The 16,634-nt window shown below is 62.3% G+C and carries 17 protein-coding genes; 4 read left to right on the forward strand and 13 right to left on the reverse strand.

Going from position 1 to position 16,634, the window contains the following annotated elements:
• Positions 1 to 96: 96 nt before the first annotated feature.
• The 9 genes from glmM to tolQ all read right to left on the reverse strand — a co-directional run bounded on the left by glmM (position 97) and on the right by tolQ (position 10,853).
• A complete protein-coding gene (glmM, locus tag GQ59_RS02325) occupies positions 97 to 1,449 on the reverse strand; it encodes a phosphoglucosamine mutase (RefSeq protein ID WP_037076972.1) in 1,353 nt (450 codons plus the stop codon).
• 230 nt (positions 1,450 to 1,679) lie between these two features.
• Positions 1,680 to 3,614, reverse strand: coding sequence for an ATP-dependent zinc metalloprotease FtsH (ftsH, locus tag GQ59_RS02330; RefSeq protein WP_037076974.1), 1,935 nt, complete (start codon positions 3,612 to 3,614; stop codon positions 1,680 to 1,682).
• Between the two features lie 103 nt (positions 3,615 to 3,717).
• Entirely contained in the window at positions 3,718 to 5,079 is a 1,362-nt protein-coding gene (gene tilS, locus GQ59_RS02335; RefSeq protein ID WP_037076976.1) for a tRNA lysidine(34) synthetase TilS, read from the reverse strand.
• 7 nt (positions 5,080 to 5,086) lie between these two features.
• Complete coding sequence (gene ybgF, locus GQ59_RS02340; protein WP_037076978.1) at positions 5,087 to 6,139, reverse strand: tol-pal system protein YbgF; 1,053 nt, start codon at positions 6,137 to 6,139, stop codon at positions 5,087 to 5,089.
• A 175-nt stretch (positions 6,140 to 6,314) separates the two neighbouring features.
• Complete coding sequence (pal, locus tag GQ59_RS02345; RefSeq protein WP_024164010.1) at positions 6,315 to 6,848, reverse strand: peptidoglycan-associated lipoprotein Pal; 534 nt, start codon at positions 6,846 to 6,848, stop codon at positions 6,315 to 6,317.
• Positions 6,849 to 7,018: 170 nt separating this feature from the next.
• Positions 7,019 to 8,332 carry a Tol-Pal system beta propeller repeat protein TolB gene (gene tolB / locus GQ59_RS02350; protein WP_037076980.1) on the reverse strand — a complete coding sequence of 438 codons (1,314 nt, stop codon included), beginning with the start codon at positions 8,330 to 8,332 and terminating at the stop codon, positions 7,019 to 7,021.
• An 84-nt stretch (positions 8,333 to 8,416) separates the two neighbouring features.
• Positions 8,417 to 9,637, reverse strand: a complete 1,221-nt coding sequence (locus GQ59_RS02355) for a hypothetical protein (protein WP_037076982.1) — start codon at positions 9,635 to 9,637, stop codon at positions 8,417 to 8,419.
• A 10-nt stretch (positions 9,638 to 9,647) separates the two neighbouring features.
• Positions 9,648 to 10,103, reverse strand: coding sequence for a protein TolR (gene tolR, locus GQ59_RS02360; protein WP_037076984.1), 456 nt, complete (start codon positions 10,101 to 10,103; stop codon positions 9,648 to 9,650).
• 30 nt (positions 10,104 to 10,133) lie between these two features.
• The gene (tolQ, locus tag GQ59_RS02365) at positions 10,134 to 10,853 is read right to left on the reverse strand and encodes a protein TolQ (RefSeq protein WP_037076986.1); all 720 of its coding nucleotides are present in this window, start codon (positions 10,851 to 10,853) and stop codon (positions 10,134 to 10,136) included.
• A gap of 350 nt (positions 10,854 to 11,203) precedes the next feature.
• On the opposite strand from tolQ, the gene GQ59_RS02370 reads away from it, so the two are divergent.
• A complete protein-coding gene (locus tag GQ59_RS02370; protein WP_051903743.1) occupies positions 11,204 to 11,884 on the forward strand; it encodes a lysozyme inhibitor LprI family protein in 681 nt (226 codons plus the stop codon).
• Positions 11,885 to 11,891: 7 nt separating this feature from the next.
• Here the strand turns inward: GQ59_RS02370 and ybgC are convergent, their stop codons facing one another.
• The gene (gene ybgC / locus GQ59_RS02375; protein WP_037076988.1) at positions 11,892 to 12,359 is read right to left on the reverse strand and encodes a tol-pal system-associated acyl-CoA thioesterase; all 468 of its coding nucleotides are present in this window, start codon (positions 12,357 to 12,359) and stop codon (positions 11,892 to 11,894) included.
• 122 nt (positions 12,360 to 12,481) lie between these two features.
• On the opposite strand from ybgC, the gene GQ59_RS02380 reads away from it, so the two are divergent.
• From GQ59_RS02380 to GQ59_RS02390, 3 genes are read left to right on the forward strand one after another with little or no spacing between them, the layout of a single operon-like run.
• On the forward strand, positions 12,482 to 13,702 hold the full coding sequence (locus GQ59_RS02380; RefSeq protein ID WP_037076991.1) for an NAD-dependent epimerase/dehydratase family protein: 1,221 nt from the start codon (positions 12,482 to 12,484) through the stop codon (positions 13,700 to 13,702).
• Between the two features lie 13 nt (positions 13,703 to 13,715).
• Positions 13,716 to 14,528: a glycosyltransferase gene (locus GQ59_RS02385; RefSeq protein WP_037076993.1), complete on the forward strand. Its 813-nt coding sequence runs from the start codon at positions 13,716 to 13,718 to the stop codon at positions 14,526 to 14,528.
• Positions 14,525 to 15,412 (forward strand): NAD-dependent epimerase/dehydratase family protein, encoded by an 888-nt coding sequence (locus GQ59_RS02390; protein WP_037076995.1) that lies wholly within the window; start codon positions 14,525 to 14,527, stop codon positions 15,410 to 15,412. Before GQ59_RS02385 ends, GQ59_RS02390 begins: the two co-directional genes overlap by 4 nt.
• Here the strand turns inward: GQ59_RS02390 and GQ59_RS02395 are convergent.
• The 3 genes from GQ59_RS02395 to GQ59_RS02405 all read right to left on the reverse strand — a co-directional run bounded on the left by GQ59_RS02395 (position 15,396) and on the right by GQ59_RS02405 (position 16,633).
• Positions 15,396 to 15,761: a hypothetical protein gene (locus GQ59_RS02395; protein ID WP_037076999.1), complete on the reverse strand. Its 366-nt coding sequence runs from the start codon at positions 15,759 to 15,761 to the stop codon at positions 15,396 to 15,398. The two genes, GQ59_RS02390 and GQ59_RS02395, sit on opposite strands and share 17 nt — an antisense overlap.
• Entirely contained in the window at positions 15,754 to 15,975 is a 222-nt protein-coding gene (locus GQ59_RS02400) for a hypervirulence associated TUDOR domain-containing protein (protein ID WP_037077002.1), read from the reverse strand. Before GQ59_RS02400 ends, GQ59_RS02395 begins: the two co-directional genes overlap by 8 nt.
• Positions 15,976 to 16,123: 148 nt before the next feature.
• Positions 16,124 to 16,633, reverse strand: a complete 510-nt coding sequence (locus GQ59_RS02405) for an NUDIX hydrolase (RefSeq protein WP_037077006.1) — start codon at positions 16,631 to 16,633, stop codon at positions 16,124 to 16,126.
• Between the last annotated feature and the right edge of the window lies 1 nt (position 16,634).

Here is a 16,634-nt window from a genome sequence, read left to right on the forward strand (position 1 = left end):
CAGCAAGAACGGCGATCGGGCCATCCCGATTTTCCGCGTAAAAATAAAGGCCACCCGCGAAAACCGCGGGTGGCCTTTTTCATTGGAATTGGGTCTTCAGGCCGCGTTGCGGACGTTGGCGATGACGCCGACCAATCCATCGACGATGCGCTCGATCTGTCCGCGGTCGTCGCCTTCCGCCATCACCCGGATCAGCGGTTCGGTACCGGAGGGGCGGATGACCAGGCGGCCCCTGGCAGCAAGCTCGGCCTCCGCCTCGGCGATCGCCTGACGCACGATCACATCCTCCAGCGGCTTGCCGCCCTGGAAACGAACATTCTTCAGAAGCTGCGGCACGGGATCGAAACGGCGGCAGACCTCGCTGACCGGCCGGCCAAGGCGCTTTGCCCGCGCCAGAACCTGCAGGCCGGCGACGAGGCCGTCACCGGTCGTGCCGAAATCGGAGAGTACGATATGGCCGGACTGTTCGCCGCCGACGTTGAAATCGTGCGTGCGCATATGCTCGACCACATAGCGGTCGCCGACCTTGGTGCGCGCCAGGTCCAGGCCCTTGCCGTTGAGGAAACGTTCAAGGCCGAGATTGGACATCACGGTCGCGACGATGCCGCCGCCTTTCAGCTTCTGGTCCTCGGCCCAGCTCTCGGCGATGACGGCCATCAATTGGTCTCCGTCGACGATCTCGCCGCGCTCGTCGACGATGATGACGCGGTCGGCATCGCCATCGAGGGCGATGCCGATATCGGCACGCACTTCATGCACCTTCTTCTGCAGCGCTTCGGGGCTGGTCGAGCCGCAGTCGAGATTGATGTTCGTGCCGTTCGGCTCGTTGCCGATCGTCACAACCTCGGCGCCGAGCTCCCAGAGCGCCAGCGGAGCCACCTTGTAGGCCGCACCATTGGCGCAGTCGATCGCAACCCGCAGGCCATGCAGCGTGACGTCGCGCGGCAGCGTGCGCTTCACATGTTCGATATAGCGGTAGATGTCGCCCTCGACGCGCTTCGCCCGGCCGATATCGCCGGACTTGGCGAGCTGGGAGTGCAGGTCGCTGTCGAGCAGGTCCTCGATGCGCATTTCCAGCTCGTCGGAGAGCTTGTAGCCATCGGGACCGAACAGCTTGATGCCGTTATCTTCGTAAGGATTATGCGAGGCGGAGATCATCACGCCGACATCGGCGCGCAGCGAGCGGGTGAGCATGGCGACAGCCGGCGTCGGGATCGGCCCGAGCAGGAAGACGTCGAGGCCGGCAGCGGTGAAACCCGCCACCATGGCGTTTTCCAGCATATAGCCGGAGAGGCGCGTATCCTTGCCGATCACCACCCGGTGGCGATGATTGCCGTTGCGGAAGATCGTGCCGACGGCGATGCCGACGCGCATCGCAAGATCCGGCGTCATCGGATGGATGTTGGACTTTCCGCGAATGCCATCAGTGCCAAAATAGCGGCGTGTCATATAAGCTCCTTCGTCATCGCGCCTGAACGTCGCGGTCCTTGCAGGGATCGAACCCGCAGTATGTTAGACGGTAAAACCGGCCTGAAGCTTGGCTCATGCCACAGTTTAGCGGCACAAGCACATAAATTAGCATCAAAATCGATTATATCCCGTTACTTATAACAAAACCTTCCAAGCAAAAGCCGCCGTGGATTGCTCCACGGCGGCTTTTGGATTCAGTCGGCTAAGGATCAGTGCGGCTGCGGTTCCAGACCGCTTTCCGGCTCCCCGCCCTTCGATTCGTCCTTCTTGGAGCCAGCCGAGGGAACAGCCGAACCGCGGGTCGGAGGTGCATCGTCGCCGAGATCGCGCGAAGGCTTCTGGCCCTTGATCAGCGCCTTGATCTCCTCGCCCGAAAGCGTCTCGTATTCGAGCAGGCCTTCGGCAATCGCGACGAAGTCGTCGTGCTTCTCGGTAAGAATGCGGCGCGCCTCGGTATAGGCTTCGTCGATCAGACGGCGAACCTCGGTGTCGATCTTCTGGGCAGTCGATTCCGAGACGTTCTTCGATTGCGAGACGGAATGACCGAGGAAGACTTCCTGCTGGTTCTCGCCATAGGCGACCTGGCCGAGCATGTCGGAAAAGCCCCACTGGGTGACCATCGCGCGTGCAAGCTTGGTCGCCTGCTCGATGTCCGAGGATGCGCCGGAGGTGATGTTTTCCTTGCCGAAGGTCAACTCCTCGGCGACGCGGCCGCCCATCATGATGACCAGACGCGAGACCATCCACTTGTAGCTCATCGAATAGCGGTCGCCTTCCGGCAACTGCATGACCATGCCAAGCGCGCGGCCGCGCGGAATGATGGTCGCCTTATGCAGTGGATCGGCGACAGGCACGTTGATCGCGGTCGTGGCGTGGCCGGCTTCGTGATAGGCGGTGAGCTTCTTTTCCGCTTCGGTCATGGCCGACGAGCGACGCTCGGCGCCCATCATGATCTTGTCCTTGGCATCTTCGAACTCGCTCATGGTAACCATGCGCTTGTTGCGGCGCGCGGCCATCAGGGCGGCTTCGTTGACGAGGTTCATGAGGTCCGCCCCGGAGAAGCCGGGCGTACCACGGGCCAGGACCTTGAGGTCGACATTCGGAGCCAGCGGCACGTTGCGGGCGTGTACCTTGAGGATGCGCTCGCGGCCGACGATATCCGGGTTCGGCACGACGACCTGACGGTCGAAACGGCCTGGACGCAGCAGCGCCGGGTCGAGAACGTCGGGACGGTTGGTCGCGGCGATCAGGATGATGCCTTCATTGGCTTCGAAACCGTCCATCTCGACGAGGAGCTGGTTGAGGGTCTGTTCGCGTTCGTCGTTACCACCGCCGAGACCGGCGCCACGATGACGGCCGACCGCGTCGATTTCGTCGATGAAGATGATGCAGGGCGCATTCTTCTTCGCCTGCTCGAACATGTCGCGCACGCGGCTTGCACCGACGCCGACGAACATTTCGACGAAGTCGGAACCGGAAATGGTGAAGAAGGGAACGTTGGCTTCGCCGGCGATCGCACGGGCGAGCAGCGTCTTACCGGTGCCCGGAGGACCGACAAGCAGCACGCCGCGCGGAATACGGCCGCCGAGACGCTGGAACTTCTGCGGGTCGCGGAGGAATTCGACGATTTCTTCGAGATCCTGCTTGGCTTCATCGACGCCAGCAACATCTTCAAACGTCACGCGACCATGCGCTTCGGTGAGAAGCTTGGCCTTGGACTTGCCGAAGCCCATCGCGCCGCGCGAACCGCCCTGCATCTGCCGCATGAAGAACAGCCAGACGCCAAGGATGAGCAGCATCGGCAGCAACGTGCCGAGATAGCTGAGGAAACCCGAGGATCCGTCCGTTTCCGGGCGCGCGACGATGGTGACGTTTTTCGCCTGCAGCCGATCCATCAACGAATCGTCGATGACGGGCGAATAGGTCTGAAACCCCGAGCCGTTTTCATTGTAGGTGCCGAGCACCCGGTTGCCCGTGACGACGACATCCCGCACTCGTCCCGAATCCACATCCCGCAGGAACTGCGAATAGGGGACCTCACGCGAGGTGGTCTGCGACGGTGCCGTCTGGAACATGCTGAACAATGCGACCAGCAGGAGGGCTATGATGACCCAGAGGGCGATATTACGAAAGTTTGGGTTCATTGAACTCCCCGGACTGCGACGGCCAGCTTCTTGGCGGCCGCCTTGCTTGCCGCATAACATAGGGTTGCGGCAAGTCCTTGCCAAGGCGAACCGGTGTCGCCGCCTACCTTTTCCGCGAGGAATCCTTAACTGGTAGCCGGGGGAAAACGTCGCATCCGAGCAAAACCGCGAACTGAATGCCAAGGGTAAGCTCGAACTGCGGCAAAAAACGGTCGAAAGGCGCAAGGAGAGGCTGGACGATACTTCGTTCGGCCACTCCTTTGTTTTTGCGATCCTCCGTCGAAAGGAGGGCATTGGATTCGATGAAAGGCATCGCAGCGACGGCGCGCATGGCGATTGCGGGCGGCACGTCGGGAAACAGCGCCGATGCTTCGTCGCGATCCGGCGGGGTCGGGCCGACGACGATGTCGGCAGAATCCCGGTTGGTGATCCGGTAGCGACCGTCCCAGATTGCCGTATCGCCGGGAGAAACGTGCAGCGGCAGTATGCCGCGGTTCTCGCGGACGAGATAAAGCCCGTCGCGGCGGCGGTCGAAGATCACCCGGCCGGCCGTCAGGCGGCCCGGCTGGCCACCGTCGAGAAAGGCCATGATCCGGTTCATGCTGTCGCTGCCGAGCGCATGCTCCCTCCCCCCGAGCACCGCTGCGAGCAAGGAGAGCGCATGGCGCCGCACGGCCTCGTCCCCCTGTAGGCCCACTGGGGCAAGATGCGCCAGCACGCCTTGGCGGATCGTCACATGCTCCCGCACAAGCCGCGCCGCCTCGTCGGAAAGCGCCGTGCGCCGCGCGGCGGCGATGGCCTGGGCTGCTGCGTCAAACCGATCCTCCCGCGTCAGCCGTCCGCGTACCCGCACCCGTTCGTAATGCGGATCGAGATTGCTGGGATCGTCGATCCAGCCCTGCCCTTCCCTGGTCAGGAAGTCACGGATATCGGACCGACGCGTCTCAAGAAACGGTCGCAGCAGCCAGCGGCGGCGATCGAGGAGCACCGCCCTGGCCATGCCGGCGAGCCCGGAATTTTCATCGCCTTCGCCGCGGGCGGCACGCATGGCAATCGTTTCGGCCTGGTCGTCGAGCGTGTGGCCGGTAACGATCGCCGTCGCATCGACCTCGTCGGCAACTTCGAGCAGCAGCCGGTAGCGCGCCTCGCGGGCCGCCGCGGAAATGCCGGTTCGCGGCTTCTCGCCCTCCCAGCGGCGGATGAAATGCGGAATACCCAGCCGGCCGCAAAGGGCTGCCACGGCATGTGCCTCGTCCGCCGATCCGGGTCTCAGCCCATGATCGATCGTCGACGCGAGAAGCAACAGGCCGGAGCCGGGGAGATTGGATTTCGAAAGGGCGACCAGAAGCCCGCAGGAATCGCTGCCACCGGAAATCGCGACGAGAAGGCGCGCTGGTCTGGAGAGATCGGCGATCAGCCGTTCGGCCGCCTGTTCGGGGGACAGGATCTTCGGTCCCGCGGTCACGGGAGGATCAGCAGGCCAGGCGCTTCTGTTCGCTGCCCACCTTGGCGAGCACGGCCTTGGGCGCGCTCGGATAACGCCGGGTGACTTCCTTGAGGGTTGCGCAGGCCGTGTCGGTATTGTCGAGTGCGGCAAGCGACATGCCGAGCTTCAGCAGCATTTCCGGCGCCTTGGGCGACTTGCCGTAGGTCTGGTGCGCGTTGAGGAAGGTCTTGGCGGCGTCGTTGTATTTTCCCTGGGAATACTGCGATTCGCCGAGCCAGAAGCTCGCATCCGCCACCTTGGCGCCCTTCGGATAGGCGGCCAGATAACCGTTGAATTCCTTCTCGGCGAGCGGGTAGTCGCCGGCCAGAACATGGTTGTAGGCGGTCTGATAGGCATCGTTCTCGCTGCCGAGCGACGCGGTCTGCTGCGGATCGGTTCTGCCCGTCGGTGCCGGCGTCCTGCCTGTCGTCTGCGAGCCGGTCTCGACGCCCGGAAGCCCGGCGGCATTGTTGGCACGGTCGTTGCGGCTGGCGCCGCGCGGATTGCCGTTCTGGTCGAGATCCATCGAACCGAGCGTCGTCGGAGGCGGCGCTCGGCCAGGTGCGGTTGCTCCGCCAACGCCCTGACCGGACGGCGATTCGATGATCCGTGCGACATCGTCGGAGGATTGGGCGGGAGCAGTCGTTTGCGGCAACGGGGGCTGGGCGGAGGGAGCGCGGTTGGACGCCACGGCCGGTTTCCCGGCCGCGTCGTCCACTTCGGTGCGCTTCTTCTTTTCCAGGTCCTGGAAGCGGAATTCGTTGTCTTCCTGCGTCTTGCGCAGCTGCTCCTGCATCTGCAGCAGCTGAAAACTCATTTCCTCGATCCGGCCGTTCAACTGGCGGACCTCTTCCTGGAGCTGCTGGATACGGACGGCCTCATTGCTCTGCGCCAGAATGACCGGGGGCTGAGTGGTTTCCCGCGGCTGTTCTGCAGCAGGCTGATTGCTGCCCTGGAAGAGTTTCGGCAGCGACAAAGCCCCGGCCGGGGCGCTCGTCGCCATCAGCCCCAGCATTGCTGCCAAGACAAGTTTCTTCATCTTTGTCCGTCCTGCTCTTTAGTCTGCGCCGGATTGGCGCGAGAGGAGATTTTTCCAACTGCCGGCAAAAAGCAACCGAGCTCCCCGTCAAAAATCCCGGAAAACAGGGCCAAACTATGGAAAAAACAAAAAGGCGGCCCGAAGACCGCCTTTTATTATCCGCCTGTGGCGCGGATCACATACCGGCGCCGCCGAGAACGGTGACGGCACGGCGGTTCTGCGACCAGCAGGAAATGTCGTCGCAGACGGCAACCGGGCGCTCCTTGCCGTAGGAGATGGTCTTCATGCGATTCGCCGGAACGCCGCGCGAAGCGAGATATTCCTTCGTGGCGGCAGCGCGGCGGGCGCCGAGCGCCAGATTGTATTCGCGCGTGCCGCGTTCGTCGGCATGACCTTCGACGGTGATCGCGTAGTTCGGATAGCGGGCCAGCCACTGGGCCTGACGGTCGAGCGTCTGCTGGGCGTCGGCGCGGATCGAGGTGCTATCGGTGTCGAAGAAGATGCGGTCGCCGACATTGACGGTGAAGTCCTGGGTCGAGCCGGGGGTTGCGGCGCCGGCGCCGTTGAGGCCGAGCTCACCCGCATTGTTCGGCAGGTTCTTCTTGTTGGCGCAGCCGGCGAGCGCAAGTGCCAGCGTCAGCGCGATGACGGCAGGATTGCGGGCGAGGATCTGCATGCGGCTCATCGCCGAAGTATCGATGCGGCTCATGGCCGGTCTCTCCTTGATCAGTATTTCAGAGTTTCCAGATTCTAACCGGGTTCGGTTAACCATGATCAAATTCTTATGGTTAACAAAATATTCCCGATGACCATTTTCGTTCATTTTCAGCAGATTGGGGCGGGAAAGAGGCGCAAATACGCCTCTTTTGCCTCAATTACCTATTCAAGCAGCGGCGACCAGGCCGGGTCCGAACCGTAGGACGGCGTCTTGACCTGGAGTTCGTTGTAGCCGGTCAGGTCGATGGAATAGAGCTGAGGACCGCCGGCGCCGGCATTCTGGCGGAAGAACATCAGCACGCGGCCGTTCGGCGCCCAGGTCGGGCCCTCGTTGTGGAAGCCGCTGGTCAGGATGCGTTCGCCTGAACCGTCCGGCTTCATGACGCCGATCGAGAACTTGCCGCCCGACTGCTTGGTGAAGGCGATCAGATCGCCGCGCGGCGACCAGACCGGCGTCGAATAGGAGCCGTCGCCGAAGGAGATGCGGGTCTGGCCCGAACCATCGGCATTCATCACGTAGATCTGCGGCCGTCCGCCGCGGTCGCTTTCGAACGCGATGCGGCCGCCATCCGGTGCATAGGACGGCGAGGTGTCGATCGCAGCCGTGGAGGTGAGCCGCGTCGTGGTGCGCGACCGCAGGTCCATCGTATAGATGTTGGAATTGCCTTCCTGCTGCAGGCTCATGATGACTTTCTGGCCATCCGGAGAGAACCGCGGCGAAAACGTCATGCCCGGGAAATTGCCGACTACCTCGCGCTGTCCGGTCTCCAGCTGCAGCAGGTAGACCCGCGGCTGGTTGCCCTCAAACGACATGTAGGTGACTTCCTGCCGGCTCGGCGAGAAGCGCGGCGTCAGCACGATATCCTTGGTGTTGGTGAGCATGCGGACGTTGAAGCCGTCCTGGTCCATGATCGCCAGCTGGCGCTGGCGGGCGGTCTTCGGCCCGCTTTCGGAAACGAACACGACGCGAGTATCGAAATAGCCGTTCTCGCCGGTGATCTGCTTATAGATCGCATCGGCGATGATATGCGCGACGCGGCGCCAGTTTTCCGGCTGGGTAAAGAACTGCTGGCCGGTCATCTGGCTGCCGGCAAACGTATCCCAAAGGCGGAACTCGGCACGCAGGCGCCCGTCGCCTTCGCGGGTGATACGGCCTGTCACCAGCGCCTGCGCATTGATGACCTTCCAGTCTTCGAAGCGCGGTGCCTTGTTGGGGTCGGCGATCTTTTCGATGAACGCGCTTTTGTTGATCGGCGCGAAAAGCCCGGAGCGTTGCAGGTCCGCGGCGATCACCTGGGAAATCTGGGCACCGAGCTCGTTGTTCGACAGGAAATCCGTCACCGCGATCGGCAGCGGCTGAACATTACCCTTGTTGATGTTGATCTCGACAACAGCGTTGGCCGGGGTGGCGGCCATGAAGGCCGTCAACATCCCCGCGGCCACCATCACGGCGCGGAAAAAAGAGCTCTTGATCATTTACACAAGCCTTTCAGCTTAACACGAGAGTTTCGGGGCAGGTTCCGCGTCATCTGTTTCTGCATCGGTTCCATACCTGCCGGCTCACAATGCGAACTCCGACGGATCGAAGTTCAGCACCAAAACGTTCCAACCTTTTTCGCCTTCATATTTTGCGGCGGGCAAATTCTTGAGCGGCGCGGATTTCAGAAGGGCGCGGCGCGTGCTGCCCTCGACCGCACGCCGGGTTCCTTCCGGTCCACCGGTCGCCGTCACCTCCGGCTCGCCGACGATATTGCCGGACTGATCGAGCTGGACGCGGATCTTCACACGCACTTCGGAAACGCCGGTCAGCCCGCCGACGAGCGACCAGTTGCCCTGGATCTGCCCCTTGACGTTGTCGATCTCGCTGGAGCTGAGGCCGGTGCCGATCGTCTTGGTATCGCCGCGGCTGGCGACCTGCGTCGAACGCTTGGCGCCACCGCCGGCGGCCTCTTGCTTATTGAGCATAGCGGCGATCTGGTCGGCGTTGAAATCGCTCGCCATGGAAGACGATGACTTGGCGGTTTCCTGCTGCTTGCCTTCCTTCTTGTCGGACGGCTTGACGGATGCGGTCGCCTTGTTGTCGGTCTTGGCCGTCTCGGCTGCCTTGGCCGTATCCGGCTTCGTCTCGGCCGGCTTTTCAACGGGCTTGGCCTGCTCCTTCGGCGGTTCGGGCTTCGGCGGCTGCGGCTTCGAAACAGGCGTCGGAACCGCTTGCGGCAGTTCACCCGTTTCGGACACGTTTTCGGTCTGCACCGGCGCGGGGGTCGGCTTGGCGGCCTCCGGCTTTGGCGGCGTAGGCTCGGGCTTCGGCGGAGTAGGTTCCGGCTTCGGAGGCGTGATCTCCGGCTTGGGCTGCGGCAGGGCGGCCATCTCGGTCGGCTTCGGAGCCGTCTCCTCCTTGACGATGTCCTTGACCTGGTTCTGTGCCGGCGTCGGGGTCGGCGTCGGCCGTTCCACCGGCTTCGGAGCCGCCGTGGTTTCGGTCGGCTGCGGCTTGGTGGTCGGCGTCGGAGGCGTCTTCAGGTCGACGTCGTTCTCGCCGGCGTTCTGGGCGTTCTCGACGATCTTCTGGTTCTTGGTTTCCTTGGGCGAAGGCTTCTGGCTGGCAGGCGCCTTCTTGTCACCCTGCTGGGTCTGGGTGATCGATTCCACGGAGACGATGTCGACGGGAAGCGCGTCGACTTCGGCCACGTCGAAAGTCGCGGGCGCGCTCAGCGAAACGAGCGCCAAGCCGAGTACCAGCGTGTGTAGGACCAGCGATGTGCCGAGACTGACCTTCATGGCGCCGCGATCACTTCTCCTGTTCCTGCAGGGTCACGAGGCCGATATTCTTGTACCCGGCAGAAGAAATGCGGGCCATGACCTTCATGACGACGCCGTAGGCCGCGGTCGTATCGCCGCGCACATAGATACGTTCGTTATAGCCTGTGGTGGCAATCGCCTGAAGCTTCGGCACGATCTCGTCGAGGCCGATCGGCGTTTCCTGCAGGTAGATTTCGCCCTTCGGATTGACCGAGACGGTGATCGGTTGGGTGTCGGCGTTCATCGCCTTCGCCTGCGTTTCCGGCAGGTCGATCGGCACGCCGACGGTCATCATCGGTGCCGCCACCATGAAGATGATGAGCAGCACGAGCATGACGTCGACAAGCGGCGTCACGTTGATTTCGCTGATCGCACCGCCGCGACGTCCGCCGCGCCTGCGACGACCGCCACCCGATGACTTTGCTCCTCCGGCCGACATACCCATGAGACGTTACTCCTTGAGCCCGAGAGGCTTTTACTGCGCCGCCTGGCGCGGCTGCAGCTTCTCGTCGATCTGACGCGACAGGATGGCGGAGAATTCGTCCGCGAAACCTTCCATGCGGCCAGAGAGCTTGCCGGCGTCGGCGGTGAACTTGTTGTAGGCGATGACCGCGGGAATGGCGGCGACGAGGCCGATCGCGGTGGCGAGCAGCGCTTCGGCGATACCCGGTGCGACGACTGCGAGGTTGGTGGACTTCGACCCGGCGATCGCCTGGAACGAGGTCATGATGCCGACGACGGTGCCGAACAGACCGATGAACGGACCGGCCGAGCCGATCGTCGCCAGCGAACCGAGGCGAGCCTCGTAGGTTTCCGCTTCACGCGACATGGTGACGTCCATCGCCCGGTCGATACGCATCTGCAGGCCGATCGGCGACCGTGCGCCGCGCTCGAAACTCTTCTTCCACTCGCGCATGGCGGCGACGAAAATCGCGGCAAGACCGGTGTTCGTCCGTTCCGACAGGGTGCGGTAAAGTTCTTCCAGCGACTGGCCGGACCAGAAGACCTGCTCGAACTGGTCGAACTGGCGCTTGGCCTTGCCGAAGCTGATATATTTGTCGATCACGATCGCCCAGGTCCAGATCGATGCGCCGATGAGACCTATCATCACCAGCTTGACGACCAGACCGGCCTGCATGAACAGCGACCAGAGGCTCACTTCGCTCGCCGCTGCCGCCAAACCTACCTGTTCCATCTACTATCCCCGAATCCAAACGCCCGGCTTTGAGGACCGGGCGGTTCAAAAGCGCGCTCTCGCGAGTATGTCTTTGATCGCCGGAAGCGCTTAGCCCTAACCCCAAGATACCCTGAGCTTCAAGCTTGGCTTCTCGCTTTCAATTTTGGTCAAAGGAAGGCGTGCGTTGCACAAATTCCTCATGTCTCAGTAAGACACCATTATCGTTAACGAAAGGTTTAGACAGGTCTTGCAATCGCGAGTTCCCAGATCACTTGAAGTTGGAACAAGGAAAGCCGGCAACTTCCAACTTAGTTTTTTCTCATTCACGGGTTATGACACTGTGAGAATCGGATTCCCGGGGGCACACCATGTGGCGCGCAGTGATGATAGCCTTGACGATGTTGATCGCGGTGCCGGCCCATGCCGCCTCGTTCGACTGCAAGGGCGTCCCCTCGCCTGATGAACTGATCGTCTGCAACGATCCCCTGCTTTCAGCGCTCGACACGATGCTTCCGCGGGTCGAGGAAAAGGCTAAACAGGAGAAGAGCGCGGAGACCCGCCAGGTTATGCGCGACTTCACCAGCGACCGGTCAGCCTGCGGCTCCGACCGATCCTGCGTTCTGAGCACCTATGTTGCGGTCCTGGGAGAGCTCGGCGGGCCTAAGAGCATCCCGGCAGACATCACCGCCAGCACGATCGCGGGCGGCCGGGCCAAACCCTCCCCGACATTGCCCGCCAAGATCGGCCAATGCTCCGTCACCAACGTCACCGCGGTCCATCCGCGGGTCGGCCAGGATTCCGTCAAGGACGAGGATTACGACGCCGGAACCGGCATCGAATACGCCAATGAGGGCTATCAGGTTTCCTATGCCCGCGAGGATGGGCTGATCGCCTCCAAGCCCGGCGACAAGGTGACCATGTGCCTGATCTCCATTCCCAAACGCTGCCCGCAGGGCGACGACCGGGGCCGCGAATATTTCGTCACCAACGCTCGCACCGGGCAGAGCTGGGCGATGGCCGATTCGCAGCATGCCTGCGGCGGTCCATAGGTCCCGTCTAGACCGGATCCACCTGCTCGGCCGGGCGCCCGAGAAACTTCTCCGCCACGCTTTCCGGCAGTCGGCGCGGACGCCCGTTCTTGTTGATGACGGCGATCACCACTTTCGCGGCGATCAGCAGCGTGTCGCCGCGACGGATCTCCTGGCTGAGCACCATCTTGGCGCCACCCGCCTTTTCCGTCACCGTCTGGATGATCAGGATGTCGTCCATGCGGGCCGGCTGCTTGAAGTCGATCTCCATCCGGTGGACGACGAAGACCAGCCCCTCCTCGTCGGCGGAAAGCAGCGCGCTCTGCTCGCAGCCGAGGCACCGCAGATAGTCGGTACGGCCGCGCTCCAGGAAATGCAGATAACGGGCGTGGTAGACGAGGCCGGAAAAATCCGTGTCTTCATAATAGACGCGCTGGGCCAGCCGATGACCGCCTTCCATCAACTCGCCCGATAACAAAAAATTGTATTCCTTCATGGCCTTGCCTTGGAAATTTCCGCTACTCCACTGGATATGCGCGCAATGCCGCCCCAGTTTTGACGTCCTGTCACATATCCTCCCTATCAGGAAATAAGTCGAAAACCAGCGGAGAGTAACCCATGAAGATTGCAGTCCTGGGCGGTGACGGTTTCGTCGGCTGGCCGACATCGCTTCACCTGTCCGACGCCGGTCACGAAATCCACATCCTCGACAATCTCTCCCGCCGCTGGATCGATACCGAGCTCGGCGTCCAGTCGCTGACGCCGATGGACAGCATCCAGGAACGCACCCGCATCTGGCATGCCGAAACCGGCCGCCGCATCCATTTCCATCTGATCGATCTCGCCAGGGACTACGAGCTCCTGAAGGGCTGGCTTTCAAAGCACCGCCCTGACGCCATCATCCACTTCGCCGAACAGCGGGCCGCGCCCTACTCGATGAAGAGCGACCGGCACAAGAACTACACCGTCAGCAACAATGTAAACGCCACCCATAACCTCTTGAACGCGCTGGTGGAACTCGATCTCGACGCGCATCTCGTGCATCTCGGCACGATGGGCGTCTACGGCTATTCGACGGTCGGCGCGGCGATCCCGGAAGGCTACCTCCCGGTCGGCATCGAAACGGCCGACGGCCGCACAGTTTCCCAGGAAATTCTCTATCCGAGCAATCCAGGCTCGATCTACCACATGACCAAGTGCCTCGATCAGCAGCTCTTCCAGTTCTACGCGAAGAACGACGGCTTGCGGATCACCGACCTGCATCAGGGCATCGTCTGGGGCACCCATACCGAACAGACCCGCCGCCACCCGCAATTGATCAATAGATTCGACTATGACGGGGATTACGGGACGGTCTTGAATCGTTTTCTCATCCAGGCGGCCATCGGTTATCCGCTCACCGTCCACGGCACAGGCGGCCAGACCCGCGCCTTCATCCACATCCAGGATTCGGTCCGCTGTATCGAGATCGCCCTGAACAACCCGCCCGCCCGCAGCAGCCGCGTCGAGATCTTCAACCAGATGACCGAGACCCACCGGGTGCGCGACCTTGCCGAGATGATCTCGAAGATGACCGGTTCGAGGATCGCCTGGCTGCCCAACCCCCGCAAGGAAGCGCCGGAAAACGAGCTGGTGGTGAAGAACGAAAAATTCCTCGGCCTCGGTCTCGAACCGACAACGCTCGGCGAGGGACTGCTCGGCGAGATCGTCGACGTCGCGAAGAAATACGCCTATCGCGTTGATAGATCACGCGTTCCGGCCGTTTCCGCCTGGACCAGGGATATTGCGGCGAAGGTGGAGCATGATCCCGAGGGTGTGAGGTTGAAGTCTGTGTCGTGAGGCACCCCGCCCCATGACCAACGCGTTCGTCACCCTCGTCACCAACGCCGACTACGCCATGGGGGCAACCGCGCTGGCGCGCTCCATCCGCCGCACCGGGACCGAGGCCGATATCGTCGTCCTCCACACCGGCGGCGTTGAGCGCCCTGCCCTCGCCCCGCTCGAAGCCCTCGGCTGCCGCCTGATCGCGGTGGAACACCTGCCCCTCTCCGACGCCTTCAACGAGCGGCATCAGCGAAAAACCCTCCACGGCACCGCGCCCTTCACCAAGGGCCGCAAGCCGGATTTCCACACACCGCTCGACAATTTCTGCAAGCTCCGGCTCTGGCAGCTCACCGAATACGAGACTTGCGTGTTCATTGACGCCGACGCGCTGGTGCTGAAGCCGATCGACAAACTGTTTTCCTACCCGGAATTTTCCGCCGCCCCGAACGTCTACGAAAACCTCTCCGACTTCCATCGCCTGAACTCCGGCGTCTTCGTCGCCAAACCTTCCGACGAGACATTCGACAGGATGCTCGCGGCGCTGGACCGGCCGGACGCCTTCTGGCGGCGCACCGACCAGACGTTTCTGGAGAGCTTCTTCCCGGATTGGCACGGCCTATCGGTTTTCATGAACATGCTGCAATATGTCTGGTTCAACATGCCGGATCTCTGGAACTGGGAGAGCATCGGCGTGCTGCATTACCAGTATGAGAAGCCTTGGGAGAAGGACCATCCGAAGGCCGAGCGGCTGCGGCCACTGATCGACCTCTGGCATGCATTTTACGAGGATCGCGAGATCCCCGCCCTCTCCACCTTGTCGAAGCCGGGAGAGACGCCATGAAGGTGCTGATATCGGGCGGGACGGGCCTGGTCGGTCGCTACATCGTCGAAGGCCTTATCGATGCCGGATACCAGGTGATTGTCGGAGGGCGCAGCCCGCCGGCGCCTGGCTTCTTTTCCAAACCCGTCGAGTTCGCCTCCCTTTCGCTTGATCCCGACCTCGACCAGATCGAAGCTTTCGACGATGCCTATTTCTTCGTCCATGCGGCCTTCCACCATTTGCCCGGAAAATACCGCGGGGGCGAAGGCGATGATCCCGATCGCTTCCGGCGGCTGAACCTCGATGGCACCGTCAAACTGTTCGAGACCGCCAGGAAGGCCGGCACCCGCCGGGCGGTCTTCCTGTCGAGCAGGGCCGTCTATGACGGGCAACCCGCCGGAACGGTGCTTGACGAAGACCTGCCTTTGAAGCCGGACGGGCTCTACGGCGAGATCAAACTCTGGGCCGAGGGAGCACTGGCAGAGCTTTCGGCCCCCGGCTTTGCCACCTCGTCTCTGCGGCTCACCGGCGTTTACGGCAATCTGCGCCCCAACAAATGGGACGCTCTCTTTTCGGATTACCTGGCGGGTCGGCCTGTTCCGTCGCGTGCGGGAACGGAGACGCACGGCCGCGATGTCGCCGCCGCCGTTCGTCTCATGCTGGAAACCGAGACCGGCAAGATCGCCGGCCAGGTGTTCAACGCCTCGGACATTCTGACGGATACCCGCGAAATCCTCGGCCACCTGCCGGTCACCCATCACAACCTGCCGCCGCCGGCCGATCACGGCCCCGTCAACGTCATGTCGACGAACAAACTGAGGGCGCTCGGCTGGCAGCCGGGCGGAGCGGCGCTCTTGCAGCAGACGATCGCGGATCTTGCAGCCGCTTTCAATGCGACTGCGTAAAGCGACGCATCTTCGCCTCGTTCTTTGCCTTTTCGATCGCCTTCTTGTGCTCCTCGGCCCATTTCTGGCCGGCGTCGCCGCCCCAGAGCAGCCAGGCGATATAACCGGTCGAGGGATTGTCATCGTCGCCGAAGTTCTCGGCGCGCTTGTCCGCCTTGTGACGGGAAAAATAGCTCACCATCCGCCGCACCGTCTTTTCCGAGATCGACTTGCGGTTCTTGAGATCCCGGGCTCTGGCCACGCCCACCATCGTGCCGCCTCGGCGATATTGAGAGCGGAGCTTCAACCCTTTTTCAGCGGCCTGCGCCACTTCGGCGGGCGGGATATGATCGGGGATTTCGCTATCCATGGGTCTTCCTCAGTTCGGATTCGCTCTTGAGAACGCGGTCACCGTCTTCCTGGCGAATGAGGAACGCGGGCTCATCGGCATCCGCTTTGCGTTTGATCGTCTTGCCCTTGATCTTGCGCTCTACGTCGCTGGTGAATTTCTCGGCAACCTTGCCGTTGGCCTCGGATCGCCCCCAGGTCCACGCGACCTCGTTTCCGATCTCGATCTTCTGCATGGCATTCTCCTTTCGAGGGAGAAACGGAAAGCAACAGGCAGATGTTCCCGCCGGAATGGCGGCGCGCGGAAGCGTTTTCGGCACGCGCCAGCCGAAGGGCGCCGATGGCGACCTCTCAAGTCCGGCCGAATGCGGAAAAAGATCGAATCTAAGACTTCAAGTCGAGGTCGCCGTCGCGCCAGACGAGGTGGCGCGGACTGACCGGCAGGTTCTCGATCTCCTCGGCGATGAAGTAGGGCGGGATGTCGAGCGCCCTGAGCGCTGCGGTCGTCGCCGGCACCCATTTGAATTCCAGATCGTGCTCGTCCTTGACGCGGTGGACGATATCCGTCGGATGAAAGGGAAACGTCTCGGGGATGTCCATGAGATAATAATAACCGAGCTCATGCCAGTCACGGTCTTCGTAGTGGAAGAAATTCTCGACCGACCAGAGCAGCCGCCCGACCGCCACCTCGACGCCGATTTCCTCGACCATCTCGCGTTTTAGCGTCTCTTCCGATGTCTCGCCGATCTCCGCCCTCCCGCCCGGAAAGGTCCAGAAGGCTTCGTCGACGGCGCGATGCACCAGCACATGGCCATCACGGAACCCGAGCCCAGCGATCCGCATCTGGAAGATGCGCTTGCCCTTGGTCTTGATGCGGATGCGAGTGCGCCCCATG

The sequence above is a fragment of the Neorhizobium vignae genome, from assembly GCF_000732195.1.
GTDB classification, from domain to species: domain Bacteria; phylum Pseudomonadota; class Alphaproteobacteria; order Rhizobiales; family Rhizobiaceae; genus Neorhizobium; species Neorhizobium vignae.

Excerpts from the sequence above, each read along its gene's own strand:
- glmM (WP_037076972.1), bottom strand. The coding sequence starts at position 1,449 with ATGACACGCCGCTATTTTGGCACTGATGGCATTCGCGGAAAGTCCAAC.
- ftsH (WP_037076974.1), bottom strand. The coding sequence starts at position 3,614 with ATGAACCCAAACTTTCGTAATATCGCCCTCTGGGTCATCATAGCCCTC.
- ybgF (WP_037076978.1), bottom strand. The coding sequence starts at position 6,139 with ATGAAGAAACTTGTCTTGGCAGCAATGCTGGGGCTGATGGCGACGAGC.
- pal (WP_024164010.1), bottom strand. The coding sequence starts at position 6,848 with ATGAGCCGCATCGATACTTCGGCGATGAGCCGCATGCAGATCCTCGCC.
- tolB (WP_037076980.1), bottom strand. The coding sequence starts at position 8,332 with ATGATCAAGAGCTCTTTTTTCCGCGCCGTGATGGTGGCCGCGGGGATG.
- GQ59_RS02355 (WP_037076982.1), bottom strand. The coding sequence starts at position 9,637 with ATGAAGGTCAGTCTCGGCACATCGCTGGTCCTACACACGCTGGTACTC.
- tolR (WP_037076984.1), bottom strand. The coding sequence starts at position 10,103 with ATGGGTATGTCGGCCGGAGGAGCAAAGTCATCGGGTGGCGGTCGTCGC.
- tolQ (WP_037076986.1), bottom strand. The coding sequence starts at position 10,853 with ATGGAACAGGTAGGTTTGGCGGCAGCGGCGAGCGAAGTGAGCCTCTGG.
- GQ59_RS02370 (WP_051903743.1), top strand. The coding sequence starts at position 11,204 with ATGTGGCGCGCAGTGATGATAGCCTTGACGATGTTGATCGCGGTGCCG.
- ybgC (WP_037076988.1), bottom strand. The coding sequence starts at position 12,359 with ATGAAGGAATACAATTTTTTGTTATCGGGCGAGTTGATGGAAGGCGGT.
- GQ59_RS02380 (WP_037076991.1), top strand. The coding sequence starts at position 12,482 with ATGAAGATTGCAGTCCTGGGCGGTGACGGTTTCGTCGGCTGGCCGACA.
- GQ59_RS02385 (WP_037076993.1), top strand. The coding sequence starts at position 13,716 with ATGACCAACGCGTTCGTCACCCTCGTCACCAACGCCGACTACGCCATG.
- GQ59_RS02390 (WP_037076995.1), top strand. The coding sequence starts at position 14,525 with ATGAAGGTGCTGATATCGGGCGGGACGGGCCTGGTCGGTCGCTACATC.
- GQ59_RS02395 (WP_037076999.1), bottom strand. The coding sequence starts at position 15,761 with ATGGATAGCGAAATCCCCGATCATATCCCGCCCGCCGAAGTGGCGCAG.
- GQ59_RS02400 (WP_037077002.1), bottom strand. The coding sequence starts at position 15,975 with ATGCAGAAGATCGAGATCGGAAACGAGGTCGCGTGGACCTGGGGGCGA.
- GQ59_RS02405 (WP_037077006.1), bottom strand. The coding sequence starts at position 16,633 with ATGGGGCGCACTCGCATCCGCATCAAGACCAAGGGCAAGCGCATCTTC.